The sequence below is a fragment of the Natrinema amylolyticum genome, from assembly GCF_020515625.1.
In the GTDB taxonomy this organism is placed as follows: domain Archaea; phylum Halobacteriota; class Halobacteria; order Halobacteriales; family Natrialbaceae; genus Natrinema; species Natrinema amylolyticum.
On record NZ_JAIWPJ010000002.1, the window covers coordinates 713,141 to 733,602 of the forward strand.

The 20,462-nt window shown below is 65.4% G+C and carries 28 protein-coding genes; 17 read left to right on the forward strand and 11 right to left on the reverse strand.

The genetic code is table 11. From position 1 onward, the window contains the following. Positions 1-135: 135 nt before the first annotated feature. From LDH66_RS13760 to LDH66_RS13795, 8 genes are all read left to right on the forward strand, one after another. Positions 136-897, forward strand: a complete 762-nt coding sequence (locus tag LDH66_RS13760; RefSeq protein WP_226481644.1) for a DUF2103 domain-containing protein — start codon at positions 136-138, stop codon at positions 895-897. 161 nt (positions 898-1,058) lie between these two features. Continuing rightward, complete coding sequence (locus tag LDH66_RS13765) at positions 1,059-1,265, forward strand: hypothetical protein (RefSeq protein WP_226481645.1); 207 nt, start codon at positions 1,059-1,061, stop codon at positions 1,263-1,265. Positions 1,266-1,369: 104 nt separating this feature from the next. Beyond that, positions 1,370-1,636, forward strand: a complete 267-nt coding sequence (locus LDH66_RS13770) for an eL43 family ribosomal protein (protein ID WP_226005897.1) — start codon at positions 1,370-1,372, stop codon at positions 1,634-1,636. A gap of 17 nt (positions 1,637-1,653) precedes the next feature. Next, a complete protein-coding gene (locus LDH66_RS13775; protein WP_006181151.1) occupies positions 1,654-1,788 on the forward strand; it encodes a DNA-directed RNA polymerase subunit P in 135 nt (44 codons plus the stop codon). A 5-nt stretch (positions 1,789-1,793) separates the two neighbouring features. Further along, a complete protein-coding gene (locus tag LDH66_RS13780; RefSeq protein WP_226481646.1) occupies positions 1,794-2,060 on the forward strand; it encodes a KEOPS complex subunit Pcc1 in 267 nt (88 codons plus the stop codon). 75 nt (positions 2,061-2,135) lie between these two features. Then, positions 2,136-2,678, forward strand: coding sequence for a DUF2243 domain-containing protein (locus LDH66_RS13785; RefSeq protein WP_226481647.1), 543 nt, complete (start codon positions 2,136-2,138; stop codon positions 2,676-2,678). A 66-nt stretch (positions 2,679-2,744) separates the two neighbouring features. Beyond that, complete coding sequence (locus LDH66_RS13790; protein ID WP_226481648.1) at positions 2,745-3,140, forward strand: prefoldin subunit beta; 396 nt, start codon at positions 2,745-2,747, stop codon at positions 3,138-3,140. Then, on the forward strand, positions 3,141-3,395 hold the full coding sequence (locus tag LDH66_RS13795; RefSeq protein ID WP_226481649.1) for a DUF3194 domain-containing protein: 255 nt from the start codon (positions 3,141-3,143) through the stop codon (positions 3,393-3,395). 88 nt (positions 3,396-3,483) lie between these two features. Here the strand turns inward: LDH66_RS13795 and LDH66_RS13800 are convergent, their stop codons facing one another. The 3 genes from LDH66_RS13800 to LDH66_RS13810 all read right to left on the reverse strand — a co-directional run bounded on the left by LDH66_RS13800 (position 3,484) and on the right by LDH66_RS13810 (position 6,948). Next, complete coding sequence (locus tag LDH66_RS13800; protein WP_226481650.1) at positions 3,484-3,927, reverse strand: hypothetical protein; 444 nt, start codon at positions 3,925-3,927, stop codon at positions 3,484-3,486. Between the two features lie 182 nt (positions 3,928-4,109). Next, positions 4,110-6,440, reverse strand: coding sequence for an LUD domain-containing protein (locus LDH66_RS13805; RefSeq protein WP_226481651.1), 2,331 nt, complete (start codon positions 6,438-6,440; stop codon positions 4,110-4,112). Position 6,441: 1 nt separating this feature from the next. Further along, the gene (locus LDH66_RS13810; RefSeq protein WP_226481652.1) at positions 6,442-6,948 is read right to left on the reverse strand and encodes an LUD domain-containing protein; all 507 of its coding nucleotides are present in this window, start codon (positions 6,946-6,948) and stop codon (positions 6,442-6,444) included. 226 nt (positions 6,949-7,174) lie between these two features. Between LDH66_RS13810 and LDH66_RS13815 the strand changes: the two genes are divergently transcribed. The 3 genes from LDH66_RS13815 (at position 7,175) to LDH66_RS13825 (ending at position 8,881) form a co-directional block, all read left to right on the forward strand. Further along, complete coding sequence (locus tag LDH66_RS13815; protein WP_226481653.1) at positions 7,175-7,603, forward strand: hypothetical protein; 429 nt, start codon at positions 7,175-7,177, stop codon at positions 7,601-7,603. 1 nt (position 7,604) lies between these two features. Beyond that, positions 7,605-8,570 (forward strand): alpha/beta fold hydrolase, encoded by a 966-nt coding sequence (locus tag LDH66_RS13820; RefSeq protein WP_226481654.1) that lies wholly within the window; start codon positions 7,605-7,607, stop codon positions 8,568-8,570. Between the two features lie 173 nt (positions 8,571-8,743). Continuing rightward, positions 8,744-8,881 carry a hypothetical protein gene (locus LDH66_RS13825; RefSeq protein WP_226481655.1) on the forward strand — a complete coding sequence of 46 codons (138 nt, stop codon included), beginning with the start codon at positions 8,744-8,746 and terminating at the stop codon, positions 8,879-8,881. A gap of 120 nt (positions 8,882-9,001) precedes the next feature. Here LDH66_RS13825 and LDH66_RS13830 read toward each other — a convergent pair whose 3' ends face one another. Further along, complete coding sequence (locus LDH66_RS13830) at positions 9,002-9,907, reverse strand: NmrA/HSCARG family protein (protein WP_226481656.1); 906 nt, start codon at positions 9,905-9,907, stop codon at positions 9,002-9,004. 149 nt (positions 9,908-10,056) lie between these two features. Here LDH66_RS13830 and LDH66_RS13835 point away from each other — a divergent pair, with 149 nt between their 5' ends. After that, positions 10,057-10,599, forward strand: coding sequence for a MaoC/PaaZ C-terminal domain-containing protein (locus LDH66_RS13835; protein WP_226481657.1), 543 nt, complete (start codon positions 10,057-10,059; stop codon positions 10,597-10,599). An 86-nt stretch (positions 10,600-10,685) separates the two neighbouring features. Here the strand turns inward: LDH66_RS13835 and LDH66_RS13840 are convergent, their stop codons facing one another. After that, the gene (locus LDH66_RS13840; protein WP_226481658.1) at positions 10,686-11,183 is read right to left on the reverse strand and encodes a YciE/YciF ferroxidase family protein; all 498 of its coding nucleotides are present in this window, start codon (positions 11,181-11,183) and stop codon (positions 10,686-10,688) included. A 112-nt stretch (positions 11,184-11,295) separates the two neighbouring features. After that, positions 11,296-11,850: a GMP synthase subunit A gene (locus LDH66_RS13845; RefSeq protein WP_226481659.1), complete on the reverse strand. Its 555-nt coding sequence runs from the start codon at positions 11,848-11,850 to the stop codon at positions 11,296-11,298. Positions 11,851-12,001: 151 nt separating this feature from the next. Between LDH66_RS13845 and LDH66_RS13850 the strand changes: the two genes are divergently transcribed. Continuing rightward, on the forward strand, positions 12,002-12,223 hold the full coding sequence (locus tag LDH66_RS13850; RefSeq protein WP_226481660.1) for an FYVE zinc finger domain-containing protein: 222 nt from the start codon (positions 12,002-12,004) through the stop codon (positions 12,221-12,223). An 81-nt stretch (positions 12,224-12,304) separates the two neighbouring features. Continuing rightward, a complete protein-coding gene (locus tag LDH66_RS13855) occupies positions 12,305-12,442 on the forward strand; it encodes a hypothetical protein (protein WP_226481661.1) in 138 nt (45 codons plus the stop codon). Positions 12,443-12,571: 129 nt separating this feature from the next. Here the strand turns inward: LDH66_RS13855 and LDH66_RS13860 are convergent, their stop codons facing one another. Together LDH66_RS13860 and pan1 are read right to left on the reverse strand one after the other, a co-directional pair. After that, a complete protein-coding gene (locus LDH66_RS13860) occupies positions 12,572-12,922 on the reverse strand; it encodes an avidin-fold protein (protein WP_226481662.1) in 351 nt (116 codons plus the stop codon). A gap of 199 nt (positions 12,923-13,121) precedes the next feature. Next, positions 13,122-14,339, reverse strand: a complete 1,218-nt coding sequence (pan1, locus tag LDH66_RS13865) for a proteasome-activating nucleotidase Pan1 (RefSeq protein ID WP_226481663.1) — start codon at positions 14,337-14,339, stop codon at positions 13,122-13,124. A 126-nt stretch (positions 14,340-14,465) separates the two neighbouring features. Here pan1 and LDH66_RS13870 point away from each other — a divergent pair, with 126 nt between their 5' ends. From LDH66_RS13870 to rad50, 3 genes are all read left to right on the forward strand, one after another. Continuing rightward, positions 14,466-14,735, forward strand: coding sequence for a MarR family transcriptional regulator (locus LDH66_RS13870; RefSeq protein WP_226481664.1), 270 nt, complete (start codon positions 14,466-14,468; stop codon positions 14,733-14,735). Between the two features lie 257 nt (positions 14,736-14,992). Next, positions 14,993-16,435 (forward strand): DNA double-strand break repair protein Mre11, encoded by a 1,443-nt coding sequence (mre11, locus tag LDH66_RS13875; RefSeq protein WP_226481665.1) that lies wholly within the window; start codon positions 14,993-14,995, stop codon positions 16,433-16,435. Continuing rightward, positions 16,432-19,113, forward strand: coding sequence for a DNA double-strand break repair ATPase Rad50 (rad50, locus tag LDH66_RS13880; RefSeq protein WP_226481666.1), 2,682 nt, complete (start codon positions 16,432-16,434; stop codon positions 19,111-19,113). The genes mre11 and rad50 overlap by 4 nt, the downstream gene beginning before the upstream one ends. 40 nt (positions 19,114-19,153) lie before the next feature. On the opposite strand, the gene LDH66_RS13885 is transcribed toward rad50, so the two are convergent. Genes LDH66_RS13885 through LDH66_RS13895 form a run of 3 tightly spaced genes read right to left on the reverse strand, consistent with a single transcriptional unit; the run spans position 19,154 to position 20,405 of the window. After that, positions 19,154-19,615: a DUF7346 family protein gene (locus tag LDH66_RS13885; protein WP_226481667.1), complete on the reverse strand. Its 462-nt coding sequence runs from the start codon at positions 19,613-19,615 to the stop codon at positions 19,154-19,156. Then, on the reverse strand, positions 19,612-20,169 hold the full coding sequence (locus LDH66_RS13890) for a DUF7322 domain-containing protein (RefSeq protein WP_226481668.1): 558 nt from the start codon (positions 20,167-20,169) through the stop codon (positions 19,612-19,614). Before LDH66_RS13890 ends, LDH66_RS13885 begins: the two co-directional genes overlap by 4 nt. Positions 20,170-20,219: 50 nt before the next feature. Next, positions 20,220-20,405: a DUF7331 family protein gene (locus tag LDH66_RS13895; RefSeq protein WP_226481669.1), complete on the reverse strand. Its 186-nt coding sequence runs from the start codon at positions 20,403-20,405 to the stop codon at positions 20,220-20,222. Between the last annotated feature and the right edge of the window lie 57 nt (positions 20,406-20,462).

A 20,462-nucleotide genomic window follows, 5' to 3' on the forward strand; every position in this document is an offset into this window, starting at 1 on the left:
CATTCGCCCGTCTCGACCGCCCGTCACCCGTCCCGGAAACAACTCTTTTCGAAGCGTTCGACCGACGAACGACCACCGAACACCGGGTCCGGTCGGAAACACGCCTGTTTTACATCTGTCTCTCGAATCTCCGATATGGAGTGTCGCAACTGCGCATCGCCGCTCGAGAAACCCGGGGACTTCTGTCTGGTCTGTCGGGAGGCCAACACCGAGGCGATCGTCCTCGAGGCGGCGCGCGACAGGGCGACCATCACGCTGCTCGCCGGCGAGCCCGACGAGCCGACGGCGAGAGACGCCGAGATCGACGTCGACGAGCAGGTACTGGGCGAGACGACGATCACGACGACGCCCGAAGACGGCGAGAACGAACCGATCGAACTCCGGAACTTCGCCGGACTGATCGGCGACGAGATCCGCCGGAAGCGTCCCGAAGAGGTCTACGCCGGCGGTACGCGTGCGGTGATTCGCGCCGTCCGGGAGGACATCCACCACCCCTTCTACCGCGTCGACGACGACGATCCCGTTCGGGCGGTCCTCGAGCGCCGCGGGAATCGCGCGCTCGACGTCGTCGAGACGCCGCCGGCCGAGAAGATCAGCGGCAGTCACTCGACGCTCATCGGCGGCCGAACGGGGATGCGAGCCATCCACGCCGTCGCGGACCACCCCCACGTCAAGAAGGTGATCCCCGGTCCCATCGACGCCGGCGGGAAGGGATCGCAGTCGGGCATGCGCGCGAAGGTGACCCGCGCCGACGACGGCGGCAACGTTCGCATGCTCCTGCGGGACGGCTCGAGCGTTCAGGAAAACCGCGTCGTGACGACCGCTCGCGACCGGGAGATGGGCGAGCGAATCCGAGACGATCTCAACGACGTGCTCGCCGACGCGGAGTTCCAGTAGCCGCTTCCCATGTGAGCCAGCGCTTCGGACTGTCGACCAGCGATGTCAGTTCCGCGACGGAGAGCGTCCCGCAGCAAATATTGTGAGAAGTCGATGGAAGTGTCAGTTCCTGCTGGTTGTCCGAGCCTTAACGGCCCGGCCGTAATTAGATATAATTAGCCATGCTCGAGCGACCGGACGCCGTCCTGACCCTGATCCCGCTGTTGGCGGTGAGCGGCCTCGCCGTTCGCACGCTGCTCGCGGCCCCGGGCGTCGGCACGGGACTGCTCACTGCGCCGCTCGCGATCGCCGGCTACCTCGCCGCACTCGCGCTCGTCTTCCTGGAACTGCTCGCGTGGCCGGTCGCCGAGCGCATCGGCGGCTCCTGACTGGAGACCGTCGACGGGTCGGCCGGCCAGCCGAGCCGTCGGGACTGCGGGAACCGTCGCGACTCAACAGGTTTAAGAATCCGCTGGCGATAGAGTGGACCACTATGGCCAAGAAAGGACAGGTCGGTAGCGCTGGCCGCTTCGGTGCCCGCTACGGCCGCGTCGCCCGACGTCGCGTCAGCGAGATCGAAGACGACATGGAAAACGCCGAGGTCGACGGCGACGACGTCACCCGCGTCGGTACCGGCATCTGGAAGAACGAGGAGACCGGCGAGGTCTTCACCGGCGGCGCGTACCGCCCCGAGACCCCCGCCGGCCGCACGGTCACGCGCTCCATCCGCGCCGCCCTCGCAGAGGACGACGACGAATAACGCGTTCCGATACCAGTATGAGTTACAAATGTTCCCGCTGTAAACGCGACGTCCAGCTCGACGAGTACGGTGGCGTCCGCTGTCCCTACTGCGGCCACCGCGTGCTCCTGAAAGAACGCAGCCGCGACGTCAAGGAAGTCGACGTCCAGTAACCGCCGTGTCTTCTCACGACGCGACCCTCGAGTTCGACTACGAGACGCCGTCGCGTGCCGAACTCGTCGCCGAGAGCGTTGCCCGCGAGATCGGCGAGATCGACGACGACCGATCGCGGACCACCCTCGATCGAGACGGCTCGCGCGTTCGCATCGACATCGACGCCGCGGACGCGGTCGCGCTCCGAGCGGCGCTGAACACCTGGTTCTCGCTGATCGACGTCGCCGAACGGACCGCCGACGCCGGCGAGGCTATTCTCGCCCCGGCGTAACTCGAGTCGAGCGAGTCGGACTGGCCCTGTACCGGCAGGCAACGCAGTCTTCGTCGTCGTTGCCGAACCCGCCGTATGGCCGACCGGAACGGAACGTGGCTCGGGCTGCGGCGGGACGCCAAGCCGCTGGTGATCGCCGGCCTCGCGCTCGGACTCGGCTTGGGCGGCTTCTTCGACGGCATCGTCTTCCACCAGATCCTCCAGATCCACCACATGCTGTCGTCCTATCCGGACTCGAGCGTCGCGACCGATCTCGAACTCAACGTGATGGCCGACGGCCTCTTTCATCTCGCGACGTACGTGTTCACTATTATCGGCGTCGTGTTGCTCTCGCGAGCGTGGCGCTTTCACTCGGTGCCGAACTCCGGGCGAACGCTGCTGGGCGCGGTGATCATGGGTTGGGGCGTCTTCAACCTCGTCGAGGGGCTCATTAATCACCAACTGCTCGGGATCCACCACGTCTGGCCCGCCGGTCCCGGCCCGCTCCTGCTCTGGGACGCCCTCTTCCTGCTCTGGGGGGCGCTCTTCCTCATCGGCGGATATCTCGTGATTCGAACCGACAGCGCCGCGACGCCGACGGCCAGTGACGACGCGGTCGCGACGGACGGACGCGGATAGGGATCCGGGCCGGCGGGACGGAAGACAAAGCTTGGCTTTATCAGTCCGGAGGGCGACGGTCGAGATATGCAAGGAAACCTGCCGCCGGAAGCACAAGAGAAAATCGAGCAGCTCCAGGACCTGCAGGAGACGGCACAGGAAGTCGCCGTCCAGAAGCAGGAAGCCGAATCGAGTCTCACCGAGGCGCAGAACGCCCTCGACGAGCTCGAGAACATCGACGAGGGAACGACGATGTACCGAAACGTCGGCGAACTCCTCGTCGAGACCGACTACGACCAGGCCGAGGAAGACCTCGAAGAGAAGGTCGACTCTCTCGAGATTCGACTCGAGACCCTCGAGAAGCAGGAAGAGCGCGTCCAGGACCAGTTCGAGAGCCTCCAGGAGGAGCTCGAGGACCTGCTCGGCGGCGGCATGGGCGGCGGTCCGGCCGGCCCCGGCGGCCCGGGCGCTGGCGGCGCGTAAATGCCGACTGACGAGCCGACGGACGAGACCGTCGTCCAGACGGCCTCGGACGCCGCGGAAGGCGTCATCTTTTCACAGTACAAACAGTCCGACGTGCGCGATTACGACGTGACCGTCATCTTCGAGGACGGCGTCCTCGAGGTCGACGTCTACCTCAACGCGCCCGAGGGCGAGGACGAACCCGACCCCGAGCAGGTCGCCGACGACGCCGCGCTCGCGGCGCGACACGCGGTCGACGAGCTGTTCGAAGGGTAGCGACCGACTACTTCCTGTCGGGCTCCGAACCTGACCGAGTCTGAGATCCATCTCCGAGCGACGCGGACGCTACCGATCTAGATAGCCGCTACCGACCGAGATATCCGCTGCCGACGTATGCGAGGGCGACGGCACCGACGAACAGCGCCACGCTCGCGACGGGTTCCGAGAGCGGTCCGATCGAGTCACCGGTGTAGCCCACCGCGACGAGCGCCGCGGCGACGGCGGTCGGGAACGGGCGTGCTGCCAGTTGCTGCCCGAAGGCGCGAAACCGCCAGTAGAGCATCTCGAGTTCCGATCTCACGGTCGCTCCGAGCGGTCGGTTCCCGTCCGGGTTGTCGGCCGGTTCGAACGCCGCGAGATCCGCCTCCTCGACCGTCGCGATCTCCCCGGTGTTGACCCGCCGACCGTCGGCGTCCCCGACCCGGAGCAGGGTGACGGTGTCGTCGCCCGTTCCGACGACGCGGTAGATCCCCGCCGGGTAGCCGCCGTCGGTCGGTCGAACGTGATCGCGCACGGTGAGCGAAACCATTGCTGACGTGAAGTCACCGGTCCGACATAATAGTGGAGGCTCGAGTCGCCGAGCGCGAAGCGAGAGAGGGAATCGCGGCACGCGATACCGCGGCCGCTCGGTTCGGCGGACAGCATCGATAGCCCCGTCTCGACGACGTCTGCGAACGGCCGCTATCGCCGCGGGAGACTACCGAGCGCCCGCTACGCCCGATACTCACCGGGCGCGAGTAACTCGATCGGATGCGGCACGTCCCGCTCGAGCAGCGCCTCGAGCTGGTCGCCACACGAGGTGCCCGACGCGACGACGGTCTCTGCATCCTCGACCTGCGTCGCCAGCCGCTCGCCGACGTCCATACTGAGCTCGTAGTATTCCCGCTTGTAGCCGAAGGAGCCGGCCATCCCGCAGCACTCGGCGCTCGAGGTCTCGGGCGCGTAGCCAGCGCGCTCGAGGACGGCCACGGTCGGTGCCTCGAGGTCGAGCGTGCGCTGCTGGCAGTGGGAGTGGTAGGCGACCGGCTCCGCACCGTCTCCGGTCGACAGGACCGAGGGGTCGGCCCCGTTCTCGAGCAGGCCGTAGACGTACTCGCAGATCTCGTAGCTGCCGTCCCGGAGCCGCTCGAAGGACGACTCGGGCAGCAGGCGCTCGTACTCGCGGTGCATCGCCGCCAGATCGGAGGGTTCGATGACGACCACGTCCCGGCCGGCGTCGAGGTCCTCCGCCAGCGCGGCGTAGAGCCGGCTGGCCTGTCGGTCCGCCGTCGCGATCATTCCCTGGGAGAGCGCCGCGCGCCCGCTCTCCGGCAGGTCGGGAACCCGTACCGGGACGCCGAGCGCCTCGAGGGTCCGGACGGCAGCCTTCCCGCGGTCGACATCGACGTAGTTCGTGTAGACGTCGGGGTAGAGGACGACCTCGCGGTCGACGTCGGCCCCGACATCCCGTGAGTCGGCCCGCATCGCGTGCTTTTTCGAAGCGGCGAAGCCGCCTCGCCCCTCGAACCAGTCGACGAGCGATTCCCGCCGGAACGTCGGCAGGTCGCGCCGCCGGTCGATGCCGATGGTGTGCTCGAGGAGCCCGCGGACGGGACCGGCGTCGGCGAGCCAGTTCGAGACCGGCGCGGTCGCGCTGGCGGCTTTCGCGACGGTGCCGATGTTCCCGAAAAAGCGCTTGCCGGGGTCGAGGCCACTGCCCTCCTCGTCGGGGGTGAGTCCGTCGACGAGGAAGTCGTAGGATTCGGGCTCGCCGCTCCGGTTGACGCGGTCTCGGACGACGGTGTTGATCCACGGGATATCGATTTTCACCGGACAGGCGTCGACGCAGTTCGTACAGCCGGTACAGAGGTCGTTGAACTCAGCGGCCGATTCCTGGCCGTGAACGCCGGCCTCCCAGCCGGTCGCGATGCCGCCCGAGTAGGTTTCGCCGCCGAAGCCGTGGCCGCCGACGGACTGGAAGTTCGCACAGGAGTTCGAGCAGGCCCCACAGCGGATGCAGTACAGCGTCTCCCGAAGCTGGTCGTCCTCGCGCATGTCCGTGCGGCCGTTATCGAGCAGGACGAGGTGGAAGTCCCGGTTCGGGTCTCCGGTGTCGTCCGCCGTCTCCGCGATATCGTCCGCCGCGTCGTTACCGGTCGTGATCGGCTCGTCGGGCGAGTCGAAATCCAGCGTCGGCGAGTCGGTCGGCGGCGAGAGCATCGTCACGTACTGAGAGATCGGCTGGCCCGTCGCGCTCTTGGCGATGATATCGACGAACGGCTCGAGGTCAGACAGCGTCGGAATCAGTTTCTCGACGCCCGCGACCGCGACGTGCGTGTCGGGCGTGACCGCGCACTTGCGGGCGTTGCCCTCGTTCGTGACCAGCGCGATCGTCCCGCTGTCAGCGACGACGAAGTTCGCGCCGGTGATCCCCACGTCGGCGTCCGTGATGAGCTCGCCGAGGTGATCCCGGGCGAACCGAGTCAGCTCCTCGGCCGTCTCGAAGGGGTCGTCGGGGTCGAACCGCTCGTTGAACAGCTCGGCGATCTCCTCGCGAGAGATGTGCATCGCCGGACCGACGATGTGGGAGGGCGTGTCGTCGGCCACCTGCAGCACCCACTCGCCGAGGTCGGTCTCGGTGACGTCGATCCCGTCGGCCTCGAGCGCGTCGTTCAGGTCGATCTCCTCGGTCGTCATCGACTTCGATTTGACGACCGACGGCTCCGCAGCGGCTGCGCCGTCGTCGGCTCCGTCCGCGGCCTCGCTCCGGACCACGTCGGACACGTAGGCGTTCGCGTCCGCGGCGTCGTCGGCGACGTAGACGGTGCCCCCGTTCGCCTCGACTGCCTCGCGGACCGTCTCGATCAACTCGGGGAGCCGATCGATGGCGTCCTCCTTGATCGCCCGCGCGTCGGTCCGGAGGGCCTCGAGGTCGTCGGTTCCGCCGTAGGTCTCCTTTCGACGGGCGTTCGAGGCGCTCGCGTGGGCGTGGATCGCCGGCCCCTCGGTCTCGAGCAGGTGTCGAATCCGGTCGGCCTGCTCCGATCGCGTGCGTTGGGCCATCCTATCGGTCCTCCAGGACGATCACGTGGACGTCGCCGGGCCCGTGCACGCCGTGGACGAGGTCGCCCATGTCCGCGGTCGCGCTCCGACCGGTCGCGAAGACGACGCTGTCCCGGCCCGCGTCGAACCCCGCTTCGAGTCGGTCGAAGCCGGCGCTGATGTCCGGCACGACGTCGCTCTCCGCGACGACCGCGACGTGTCGCTCCGGGTAGAGACTGATCGGCTCCGCCCCGTCGGCCGTCGATTCGACGGCGACGGTGCCGTACTCCGCGATCGCGAAGCCCACCGGAGTGACGCCGGTCCGAGCGGCCGCCACCTCGGCGGTCGTCGGGTGGGTCGTCACCGAATCCGGAAGCGAGACCCCCTCGAAGGGCAGCGGGGCACCGACCGCTGGCTCCTCGACGATCCGCTCGATCCGCTCGCTCGCATCGGCGGCCGCGACGCGTTCGAGTCCCACCTCGAGTCCCTCGAGCGCACGTTCGAACCGACCGACAGTATCGACAGTCATTGACTCCCATATCCGGGCGGACGATCAAGAGACTGATGGTCGATTCAGTGTCACTTCGCGCGGACGTCTGACCGATCGCCTCGCGATCGAATCACGACCGACCTGCTGACCGGGCTCAGCGTCGACGCGTCCGGTCACGCTTTCGGCGTTGTATTCGCACTCGAGGTGTCGGATTCCAATGTGTGAGGTACTTTGAGCCGTTCGGAAAACGTGCGGTGTGGTTTCAATGGCTGACACTGAACTCGGCACCCACGAGTGGTGGGAGTCGTACAAGGAGACGGTGAACAGCGATCCGGAAATGGACGTCAGGGGCCACGATAAGTTCTCCGAGAACTTCTACGTCGAGATCGGGGACGAGCGCGTCCTCCTCGAAATGGACGGCGGCGAGATCGAGAACCTCGTCCCGAATCCGACGATGAACCACCAGTGGTCGTTCGGCGTCGAGGGCGACCGCGAGACCTGGGAGGAGTTCGTTCGGGAGACCCCGCCCGCGTTCAACCACGAGATCATCGCGTCACACTATCGGACCGCGGTCCGCAACGAGGACGGCCACCTGCAGTTGACCGGCGACAACAAGCGGATCTTCCAGCATCTGCGCGCGTTCCAGCGAACGCTCGATCTGATGCGGGTCGCCCACAACGACGGAGGGAGCTGAGATGACCGAATCCTACCAGCCGGGCGACGTCGAACCGATCAGCGGGTCGTACGTCCACGTCGAAGTAGAAGGGGTCGACCACCGGATCTACTTCGAGGAGAACGGTCCCGAAGACGGGATCCCGCTGCTCTGCCAGCACACGGCCGGCAACAACTGTCAGGAGTGGCGCCACCTCCTGACCGACGAGGAGATCACCGAGGAATTCCGCGTCATCGCCCACGATCTGCCCTATCACGGGAAGTCGGTCCCCCCGACCTCGCAGGAGTGGTGGACCGAGGACTACACCATGACGGCCGAGAAGTTCACCGAGACGCTCGTGAACCTCGCCGACGCCCTCGAGCTCGAGGACCCGATCTACATGGGCTCGAGCATGGGCGGCAACATCGCGCTCGAGCTGGCCGACTGGTATCCCGAGCGATTTCGGGCGCTGATCGGCCTCGAGTGCGGCGCTCACAGCCCGGGCTTCTACATCGACTGGCTCGACCACCCCGAAGTGAACACGACGGAGGTCAACGCCTACTCCTGTTGGGGGCTGATGGCACCCCAGAGTCCAGAGCAGACGCGACGAGAGACGATGTATCTCTACGAACAGGGCGCGACGGGCGTGTTCAAGGGCGACCTCTACTACTACTCCGTCGATCACGACTACCGAGACAAACTCGATCAGGTCAACGCCGACGAGTGCCCCCTCTACATCGCCAACGGCGAGTACGACTACCTGACCACGCCCGAGGACGGCCGCCAGACCGCCGAGGGGATCGGCGAGGGGGCGACCGCCGTCGAGTTCGCCGAGATCGGCCACTTCCCGATGAGCGAACATCCAGAGCTGTTCAACGCCTACATCACGGAGGTGCTCGCCGACGTCACCGGCGATCGAGACGAGGAGCTTCCGGACGTCCTTGAGCCCGATGACGTCGGCATCGAACTCCACCAACAGGGGCCGGCCCGCGAGAAACCGGCCGAGTAATCGTCCGTCATCGGTCGACCGCCGCTCCGTCGGATCCGGTCACGACTCCGTGTCGCTTTCTTTTATCGGGTCGACCCGCCGACCGTCGGTCTTGCCGCCTCGAGGCCGTGTTGTCTCTCGGGCAATACACAAGAGCTATATCGTATGTGTCTAGTTCTCACCTGACACTCACTATGTCAGATACGACGTCCGGACCCCACCGATACGCCGAGCGAGAGGCGGACGACGGGACCCTCCGCATCTTCGATACGACGAACGATGCCGCTTGGATCGAGTCGGACACGTCGCTCTCGATCGCCTGGCAGACCTGACCGGAACGAATCCGCCGTCGTGAGCGGTCGGAAATCGACGCTGCCTCGCGACTCAATCGGAGAATCGACGGTCGGAGTCGATACACCCCGACCGTTTCCATCGATGGTCGATCCGAGGGGCTACTGCATCGCCTTGACCCAACCGGGAACCGACGCCATCCCCTCTTTGTCCTCCCAGCCGTTCTCACGGAAGTAGCTCTCGAGGTCAGTGAATGCGAAGCCGAACCGTTCCTCGAGGGCGTCGATGTCGGCGTCGTAGCCGACCTCGTTGAACCACTCGCACATGACGGTGAACTCCTCGCCGAAGGAGTCGTAGGCGTCCTCGATCGGGACGTGGACGGGGTCGACGTCCCGTCCGGTGACCTCGGAGAGGATCTCCGCGGTCTCGGCCAGCGTCTTGTCATCGCCCGCGAGTTCGACGCGCTCGCCGACGAACTCGTCGGGGTTGGCGAAGGCGACCGCGGCGGCGCGGCCGACGTCGTCCACGTCGATCATCTGGAGGGAGACGCCCTCCTCGAGGGGGAGCGCGATTTGGCCGTCCTCGACGACGTCCTCCGCGAAGGCCTCGAAGTTCTGGAAGAAGAACACGGGCTGGAGAACGGTCAGCGGCAGGTCGAGTTCCTGAGCGTGCTGATCGATCTCCCACGCGGAATCGAAGTGGGGAATCCCCGTGTCTCGCTCGTGGCTGCCGACGCCGCTGAGGACGAACTGGTCGACACCCTCTTCGGCGGCGACCTCGGCGATGTTCTTCCCCTGCTGGACCTGCGCGTCGTACCCCTGCGTCCAGAAGTTCGTGACGGCGAAGACGGCGTCGACCTCGGCGACGTGGGGCGTCAGCGACTCCGTCTCGTTCAGGTCGCCTTCGACCATCGTCACGCCGCGGTCGGCCAGTTCTCGCGCTCGATCGCCGGAGGTGTCGCGGGTCAGGCCGGAGACGTCGAAGTCGGCGTCGGCCTCGAGCAGGTGTTCGACGACCGCGCCGCCCTGATTGCCGGTCGCGCCGGTGACGAGGACGCTCGTCGTCATCTCAGCTCACCTCCGTCGCCGGCGCTTCGTCGGTCGCGTGCGATACGGCTGCAGTTCGAGCGGTGTCATCAGCCGGGTTCATCACGTACGGGGATTCGGTCCGAACGGTCATATAGCGTTTTGGACGCGAAGGATACCACCTAACACTGATGTCACCATCTCTCGCGGCAGAAACGACGGCTCCGAACTCCGCGGCCGCGAACTACCGAACGGACTGTGGGATTTTCCGGCTCGCGTCCGAACGACTCCTCATGCGCTACTTCGAGGACATAGCCATCGGCGACGAGGAGACCTTCGGCCGGTGGACAGTGACGAGAGACGAGATCGTCTCGTTCGCTCGGAAATGGGATCCACAGCGGTTTCACGTCGATCCCGAGGCCGCGAAGAAATCGGTCCACGGCGGCCTCATTGCCAGCGGCTTCCACACGGTCGCGGTCGCGATGCGCCTCTGGGTCGACGAGTATCTGGACGACGTGGCGAACATGGGTGCACGCTACCTCTCCGAGCTCGCTTGGCACGAACCCGTTCGTCCCGGCGACACCCTCGCCGTCAGCGGCGAAGTGCTGGACGAGACGATTCCGGAACACACGGACGGCCACGGCTACCTCGACTACGAACTCACGGCCCGTGTCGACGACCAAGCGGTGATGACGATGGTGACCGATCTCGTGGTGCAACGCCGCGGCGACTGATCGCTACTCGCGGCTCCGGATCTCACCACTCGAGCGTCGGTCTACCGGTCGACGCGGTCCGGAAAGAAACAAGAGGATAGAGCGACTTACTCCGAGACCGTCAGTTCGCCGTAATCGAACTCCTCGCCCATCTCGGAGAGGGTCTCGAGCTCGTCTTGTTCCTCGCGGAGGGTCTGCTCTAAGGTGTCGGCGGCGTCGTCCATGCCGAGCTGGTCGGCCATCGGGATCAGGTTCCCGTAGACGGCGATCTCGTAGTGTTCGGACTTCTGCCCGGCGGCGATGTTGAACCGGTCGATGGCCTCCTGACTGGGATCTTTGTCCATGAACTCCTCGTGGGCCTCGATCATCCCCTCGACGACCGGGTCTTCTTCACCTTCCGCGGAGGCGTCGACCTGCTCGAATACCTCCTCGAGACGGTCGATGTGATTCTGGGTCTCCTCGCGGTGTTCCGCGAATCCCGACGTGAGTTCCTCGTTCGAGGAGGTCTGCTCGAGTTCCTCGAGCGCGTCGACGAGGCGCTGTTCGGTGTGGTACGCGTGCTTGAGTCCGTCTACGAAGAGGTCTTCGGTTGAGTCTATAGTCATAAGCGCTCGTCCGAGTGGACAGCGCTGAGTTCAATAAGCGGGCGGCTTGCGTCTGAGGCGGCCGATAGTGGCCCGTTCAGGCGCTGTACGGCGACCGGAGAGGACTGCGAGACTAGTTGGATTCGCAGATCGCCAGGAAGTTCTCGAAGATCTCGTCGCCCTCCTCGGTGTGGGCGACCTCGGGGTGCCACTGAACGCCGTAGAGATCGCGGTCGGTGTCGCTCATCGCCTCGACGTCGCAGACGTCGCTTCTCGCGGTCAGTTCGAAGCCTTCCGGCAGTTCCGTGACCTCGTCGGCGTGGCTCGCCCAGACGCGGGTCTCGGGATGCAGCGAGCCGGTCAGCGGGTCGTCGTCGTCGACGATGTCGACGGTCACGTCCGCGTAGCCGCCGTACTCACCGCTTCCGACGCTGCCGCCGAGTTCCGCGGCGATCAGTTGCATTCCCAGGCAGATGCCCAGCACCGGGATGTCCGCCTCGAGATAGTCGGCGGAGTTTCCGATTCGATCCATGTCCGGACCGCCGGAGAGGACGACGCCGTCGGCGTCGACGGCTTCGGGCGGCGTGTCGTTGTCGATCAGCTCCGTGTCGACGCCGAGGTCGCGAAGCGCCCGGCGCTCTAAGTGGGTGAACTGTCCGTGATTGTCCACCACGACGATCTTCGTCATTGGGTGCTCGTAGCGGGTCACCCGGTAAAAGCGGTCCGAAAACCGATCCCGATTCCGGCGTCAGTGTCGGTCGACGCTGCCGGTCACTCATAACTGCTGCACAAATCGATGGGCGGGCTTTTGATTATCCACACTAATCCCGGCGTAGAGTATGGGTCGCACGAGTGTGGACGCAGGCGATATGCGGTGGGGGTGGACCTGCCCGCTGTGCGAGACGGACGTATCGGTCTCGAGAGATCCCGGTTCCGGGACCTTCCGATGGGAGTGTGACAACGGGGCGTGCGACGCGATCGGATTCGGCTTTAGCTCGCGGCGCAGGGCCCGACTCGCCCTCCGGGAGTATCGCGAACGGTATCGAAACATCTACCGCTAAGTGCGGCTCGAATCGGAAAAACAGCTATTCCAGAGACGGGGTTCCGGTACGTTTATGCGTTCGTCACCGGATGACAGACACATGCCAGTCGATCTCAGTGAATTCGACCATCCCTCGTGGCTCACTGCGGCAGGAACGGGCATCGGGTACGCACTGATTCTCGCAGTGCTAACGCTGGCCATGTTCATCGTGCCGTGGCTCGTCTTTTCCGCCCTGTAACGGACGGTATACTGTTGTAGCTCCGTCGAGTCCCTGGTCTCGAGTAGCGAGTCGTCGAGCAGATCCACCCTGGACGGCAACACTCATCACCGGCGGATCATCGACGGATCGAATCCACCGCCGAGACAGCTATCGACTGTCGATCTCTTCGTGAATCGACTCGCCGTCCCCCTCTTTTGACTCCCACTCCCATTCGTCCTCGACTCTGATGCGTCCATCATCGAGCAGTTCGACATCCCCGATAGAGTGTCCAGTAGCCGTCTCGTTGTTCTCGTTTATCTGAACGTACCGAATATCCCATTGCTCCCCATCGAAGGTCCCGACCAGGTGTCCATCGACGATCGCACCACCGGAGTAGTTCGCGTAGATTCGATTCCCGTCCTGTTCGAACTCGAATACGGTGTCTGCACCGACTTCTCCATCCTCGTCGTTTGCGACTCCGGCGAGTATCCGCCCGTCCAGGGAAATCTCCTTACCCATAAATTAGCGGCCGTGTCGAATAGAATAATGATTCCGATCGTCGGCACGCACACCCACTGCAGAGAGGTCTATGCCCGATCCCGTGGAATCAATACGAGCGGGGTCGAGTCCCTCGAGCGTTCGGTGGTACAAAGTCGCAGTCGCTCGAGCGAACGAAAAACGAAGAGAGAGAAATCGTCGTCGACCTCGAGTCAGCCGTTCAGGCGAAGGTTTTCGAGACCTCTTCGCCCTCGTCGGACTCGGCTTGGACCTTGTCCCAGGCGCTGCGGAAGTCCTCCATCCGGATCTCGGTGCGGTCGTCGCGGATGGCGAACATGCCGGCCTCGGTACAGACGGCCTTGATGTCGGCACCCGACGCCTCCTCGGCGTCGACCGCCAGTTCGGCGAAGTCGACGTCGTCGGCGACGTTCATCCCGCGGGTGTGGATCTCGAAGATGATCTCGCGACCCTCCGCGTTCGGCTTGGGCACCTCGATGAGGCGGTCGAACCGGCCGGGACGCAGGATGGCGCGGTCGAGCATGTCGAAGCGGTTGGTGGCGGCGATGATGCGGATCTCGCCGCGCTCCTCGAAGCCGTCCATCTCGGAGAGCAGCTGCATCATGGTCCGCTGGACCTCGGCGTCGCCCGAGGTCTTGGACTCGGTCCGCTTGGCGGCGATGGCGTCGATCTCGTCGATGAAGATGACGGCGGGCTCGTGCTCGCGGGCGACGTCGAAGAGGTCGCGGACGAGCTTTGCGCCCTCGCCGATGAACTTGTGGACCAGTTCCGAGCCGGCCATCTTGATGAAGGTGGCGTCGGTCTGGTTTGCGACGGCCTTAGCGAGCATCGTCTTCCCCGTGCCCGGCGGCCCGTAGAGGAGAACGCCGCTCGGCGGGTCGATGCCGACGTCGTCGAACATCTCTGGCTTCTCGAGGGGCATCTCGACGGTCTCGCGGACCTCCTGCATCTGCTCCTCGAGACCGCCGATGTCCTCGTAGCTGACGTCGGGGCTCTCGGTGACTTCCATCACGCGGGCGCGGACGTCGGTCTCGTTCGAGAGCGGCTTGACGATGGACAGCGAGTTGTTGACCGCGACCCGGGCGTCGGGCTCGATGTCCTCGCGCATCTCGTCGGTGACCTCGGTCAGGGCCTCCTGATTGTTCCCGTGTTGTTTGATGATGACGCCCTCGTCCGTGACTTCCTGGACGGTGGCGACGAACAGCGGGGACTGCTTGAGCTTCTTGTTCTCGTGCGTGAGCCGCTCGAGTTTCTGCTGGTACTTGTTGTTCTCGGCGTTGGCGTCGAGGAGCTTGTCGCGCATCTCCTCGTTTTGCGCCTCGAGGATCTCCAGCCGTTCCTCGAGTGACTGTATTTTCTCCTGTTGGGACGCCTCGTCCTCGTCGTATGGGAGGTCGACGTCGTCCACGGTGTCGCTCATCACCCGTTCTTTGGGTGCTGGTTCATAAGAGACTTCGGGTAGGTGCATTCGCGCTCGGTGTATAACTGTAGAGCATTAAATGGAATAGTAAATATTATCACCTCGTATTCGGAATGGGGAGGTAGGATGAGTACTTCAGAGCCGCTTCGACAGGAGACCAGCGAGCGCGGAACGTGGGACGATGTCCGGGACCTGCCCCCGAGCGCGAAACTCGTCGCGAAGGTCCTCGAGTACAACGAGACGATGACCCAACAACAGATCGCCGACGAGACGCTGCTGCCCTCCCGAACGGTCCGATACGCGCTGAACCGTCTCGACGAGGAGAACGTCATCGATTCGCGCTTTTCGTTCTCCGACGCCCGAAAGCGCCTCTACAGTCTCGACATTCAATCGTAACTGACGATCGGATCGCGACCGCTGCCGACTGGTTACTGACTCTCGCTTCGAGTCTTCTCCGTGTCGTCTCGAGATTTCGTCTCGATACTGCTGTCCGTTTTTCTGCAGTGGCACGGTCCCATCGACGGACCAATACGGCCGGCTCGCGGCCCGTCGTCAGTGTGCAACGGCGTGCCCTCAGTTCCGCGTGAATTATCGCCTTTACTTTCACTCCGGTGACGGAACCCCTTTAGGGCGGGCTCGCCAACGACTGGCCAATGACGCGGGTTATCCATACGGGCGATACCCACATCGGGTACCAGCAGTACAACTCGCCCGAGCGGCGACGGGACTTCCTCGAGGCCTTCCGATCGGTCGTCGAGGACGCGGTCGCCGACGACGTCGACGCGGTGATCCACGCCGGCGACCTCTTTCACGATCGGCGGCCGGATTTGGTCGATCTGCAGGGAACCGTCGACATCCTCCGGACGCTCTCCGACGCCGACATCCCCTTTCTCGCCGTCGTCGGCAACCACGAATCGAAACGCGACGCCCAGTGGCTCGACCTCTTCGCGGATCTCGGACTGGCGACGCGACTGGGCGCCGATCCGATCGTCGTCGACGACGTCGCCTTCTATGGACTCGACTTCGTCCCCCGCTCGCGCCGGGAGGATCTCACTTACGACTTCGACGCGGTGCCCGCCGACGCCGATCACGCGAGTCTGGTGAGCCACGGCCTCTTCGAGCCCTTCGCACACGCCGACTGGGACACCGAGACCGTCCTCGCGGAGTCGACGGTCGACTTCGACGCCGTCCTGTTGGGGGACAACCACAAACCGGACACCGTGGAGGTGCTCGACACCTGGGTCACCTACTGCGGGTCGACCGAGCGCGCGAGCGCCAGCGAACGCGAGGACAGGGGGTACAACCTCGTCGACTTCGAGGCCGACGGCGCGGTCGGCATCAGCCGCCGCGGCCTCTCCTCGACCCGCGAGTTCGTCTTCGTCGACGTCGAACTCGAGGAAGACGAGGGGATCGACCGCGTTCAGGAGCGGGTCCGCCAGCACGAGCTCGCGGACGCGGTCGTCATCGTCACCGTCGAGGGCGAGGGCCGTCCGATCGCCCCGGCGGCCATCGAGGAACTCGCGATCGACCGCGGTGCGCTCGTCGCCCGCGTCAACGACCGCCGGGAGCTCCCCGACGAGGACGAGGACGTGTCGGTCAGTTTCGCCAACCCGGACGACGCCGTCCGCGAGCGAGTGCGCGAGATGGGACTCAGCAACGCTGCCCTCGAGATCGACGAGACCGTCCGGAGCGGAGACCTCGCCGATTCGAACGTCCGCGACTCCGTCGAGCGGCGGGTTCGGGACCTCCTCGAGGACGACGAGTCGGCGTTCGAGCCCGCACCGGAGCGCGAACCGAGCGACGAGGACGTGACGACGGTCGCCGACCAACTCGCCGAGGGGACGGATTCCGCGGCCGATTCGGCGGCCGACACCGAGCCGAACGGGGCAGCGGAACCCGCTGAGACTGCGGCCAACGGCGGCGCGGACCCGGCGGATGTCGCCGACACCGAGCGGGCAGCGGCCGACGCTGACAGCGAAGAGCCGGCGGACGCCGACGATCCCGCGGACCCGACCGAGGACGACGCAGCTACCGGGTCGGCCGACGACGCCGACGATGCGGACGCCGACACCGCCTCGCTGGGTGATTTCGCGTGAGAGTCGACCGCGTTCGCCTGCTGAACTTCAAGTGCTACGGCGACGCCGACCTCACGCTCGAGCGCGGCGTCACCGTCGTCCACGGCGTCAACGGCAGCGGGAAGTCGTCGCTGCTCGAGGCCGTCTTCTTCGCGCTCTACGGCTCGAAGGCCTTGGACGAGCGCACGCTGGACGACGTGATCACGACCGGCGAGGAGGAGGCCGAGGTCGAACTCTGGTTCACTCACGACGGTCGCGAGTACCGCGTCGAGCGCCGGCTCAAACTGCGCGGCGACCGCGCGACGACGACGAAGTGCGTCCTCGAGACGCCGACCGAGACGATCGAGGGGGCTCGCGACGTTCGCCGAGAGGTGACCGAACTCCTGCGGATGGACGCCGAGGCGTTCGTCAACTGCGCGTACGTCCGCCAGGGCGAGGTCAACAAGCTCATCCACGCCTCGCCGAGCGACCGCCAGGACATGATCGACGACCTGCTCCAGCTCGGCGCGCTCGAGGACTACCGCGAGCGCGCCAGCGAGGCCCGACTCGGCGTCAAAACGGTCCTCAACGGCCAGCGAGAGGTCCTCGAGGACGTCCGCAACCAAGTCCAGCAAAAGGAGGAGAAGGACCTCCACGAGCGACTGAATAGCCTCGAGTCCCGGCGTACCGACGTCGCGGACGAGATCGAGCACTACGAAACGCAGCGCGAGCAGGCCCGGGAGACCCTCGAGACGGCCGCGGACGTCCTCGAGCGCCACGAGGAGACCCGCGAGGAGATCGCGGATCTGGCGGACGAGATCGAGGAGTTACGGTCGAAGATCAGCGAGACCGAGCGCAAGCGCGAGGACGCGAGCGACGAACTCAGCGAACTCCGAGAGCGACGCGAGGCACTCGCGGACGAACGCGCCGAGCTGCTCGAAACCGTCGACCTCGGGGACGATCCCGACGGAGAAGCGGTGCAGAGCCGCATCGCGGACCTGGAGGCTCGCGACGAGGAGCTCCGGGACGAGCTCGAGGACGTTCGCGTGACGATCACCGAAGGGACCAACGAAATCGAGCGACTCCGCGAAGAGGCAGACGATCTCGAGGCGCAGGCCGAGAGCGCTCGCGAGGAGGCCGACGAACTCGACGAGCGAATCGAGGCCGACGAGGAGACGATCGCGGACCGCGAGGCGAAACTCGAGGAACTCGACGAGGAGATCGAGGCCGCACGGGCGACGTTCGACGACGCGCCCGTAGAATTCGGCGCGGCAGCGTCTCACCTCGACGACCTCGAGACCGAACGCGAGGAGCTGGTGTCGGAGATCAACGACGTCACTGCCGACATCCGGACCGCCGAGAACGCGATCGAAGAGGGCGAACGCCTGCTCGAGGAGGGCAAGTGTCCCGAGTGCGGCCAGCCGGTCGAGGATTCGCCCCACGTCGACGTGCTGGACGAGCGCCGGGAGGAACTCGCCGATCTCGAGTCCGAGCGCGAGGGGCTCGAGGCGGAGCGTGACGATATCGACGACCGAATCGACCGCGCCGAGGGCCTCCGAGAGGCCGAACGGCGGGTCGACCGGCTCGAGGAGAACCGCGACAACATCGAACAGTTGCTCGCCGAGAAACGCGAGACCCTCGCGGACCGGCGCGATCAGTGCGACCAGCTGCGAGCCGACGCCGAGGAGTACGCGGCCGACGCCGAGGAAAAGCGATCCGCGGCGGCCGAACGCGAAGACGAGGTGGCCGACGCGCGGGCCGAACTCGGCGAGATCAACACCGAGCGCGGGGAGCTCTCGGAGACGCTCGAGTCCCTCGAACGCGTCTCGGCGATCGCCGACGAGCGGGCGAGCCTCGAGAGCGAGATCGAAACGCTTCGCGAACGACGACGTGACTGGCAGGAGATGAACGACGAGCGCCGCGAGACGCTCTCGGCGAAGCGAGACCGCAAGCGCGACCTCGAGTCGGAGTTCGACGAGGACCGCGTCGACACCGCTCGCGAGGACAAGGCGAACGCCGAGACCTACATCGAGCAGGTCGACGACAAACTCGACGAGCTCGAGGACCAGCGGACCGAGATTCAGAACGCTATCGGCGCGGTCGAGAACGAACTCGCAGAACTCGAGCGCCTCCGCGACCGCCTCGAGACCGTCGAAGATCGGTGCGACCGACTCGAGTCGCTCTACGAGGAGGCCGAGACGCTGCAGACGACGTACGGGGAGTTGCGTGCGGAACTGCGCCAGCGCAACGTCGAGACCTTAGAGCGACTGCTGAACGAGACGTTCGATCTGGTCTATCAGAACGACTCCTACGCGGCGATCGATCTCGACGGCGACTACCGATTGACCGTCTACCAGAAGGACGGCGAAGCCCTCGAGCCCGAGCAGCTGTCCGGCGGGGAACGGGCGCTGTTCAACCTCAGCCTGCGGTGTGCGATCTACCGGCTGCTCGCCGAGGGCGTCGAGGGAACGGCTCCGATGCCGCCGCTCATTCTCGACGAGCCGACGGTCTTCCTCGACTCGGGCCACGTCACCCAGCTCGTCTCGCTGGTCGAGTCGATGCGCGATCTGGGCGTCGAACAGATCGTCGTCGTCAGTCACGACGAGGAACTCGTCGGCGCGGCCGACTCGCTCGTCCGCGTCGAGAAAGACGCCACCTCGAACCGCTCGCGACTCGAGCGCGGCGAGCCGCCGGAGGCGGAACTACTCGCGTCCGACTAACGGCGCGAGTACGTCCACGGTTAGGGTGGCCGGTTCGAGTTCAGGAACCGTCTCCCGTCGTCTCGGTTCCCGATCCGATGCTCGGTCGGATCGTCTCGAGCGCCGTCTCACAGTCCTCGGTGAGCCGATAGCCGCGTTCGCCGGTGACCTCGGTTTCCTCGAGCAGCCCGGCGGCAGAGAGAACCGTGAGCCGACCGTGCAGGTCGCTCTCACAGAAGTCGTAGCCGTCGAGCAGGGTGCGAACGCCGAGCGCGCCTCGCTCCGAGAGCTCGACTAGTAGTCCGAGCGTCTCTTCATCGTGGACGTTCGTCAACAGCGTCAGAACGGGGTCACTGACGCTTCGCGCGGCCGTCTCGAGGGCGGATTCCTCGCCGACGGCCTCGAGACGGTCGTTCTGGATGTAACACTCGTTGCCGTTTTTGGGGTCGCGTACGAGACTCGCGCTATCCGATTGCTTGAGAAGCAGGTACCGTTTGCCGGTGTCGTCCTCGACTGTTTTCATGGGCTGTCGTTCGGGTCCGGTGACCGGTCTTGGGGAACGCCCCCTGAAGTAGTTTCGGCTGCATCGGCCGACCGCGATTCGGTCGGTCCCGCGTCGGCCTCTGTCCCGCCGTCGGTGCCGGTATCGATCGCAGTGTCGGTGCCGTCGCCGGTATCGGGCTCGTCCGCCGTGTCAGCGCCGCCGTCCCGCTGGAACTGCCCGTATCGTCGACCGGCGAATCCGAACAGGACGACTCCGGCGGCGACGAGGACGCCGCCGCGGAGCAGTTCCCCCTCGAATACGATCAGTAACAGCCCGAGTGACGCGACCAGCACGGCGGCGTTGAGGACCAATACCAGCGCCCAGAAGGTCTGGAGAACGTCGCTGGGAACGTCTGTCTCGGCGGTGGAAACGGTGGGCGGATCGATCGCGTCCGCCAAGTCGCTCAGATCGTCGTCCGGACCGTCGTCCCCCGTCGACACCTGCGGGACCGTGAGCCCGTCGCTCTCGGCATCGTAGAGGTCCTCTTCGGGGTCCCACTCCTCGGGTTCGTTCTCGGTCCGGTCGAATACCACATGCGGGACGATGCTCAGCGAGCGGAAAAACGTTCGCTTCGCGAGTGCCCTCAGGCCAGGTCCTCGAGCGTGAGCGTTCGGGAGGTCTCGACCCACGCGAGCGGGTTCTGGGCGTCGTAGAAGACGATACCGTCTTCGGTCTCGTAGGATTCGATCGTTGCGGTCCCCGCGGGTTCGCTACTCGGCTCGCTCCGATCCGTCGCGTCGTCGTTCACATGGGTGGACACATCGATCACCTGATCTCATGCTATGTGTTACCACATTATATGTCTTGTTGCTCCCGCAAGCGTTCG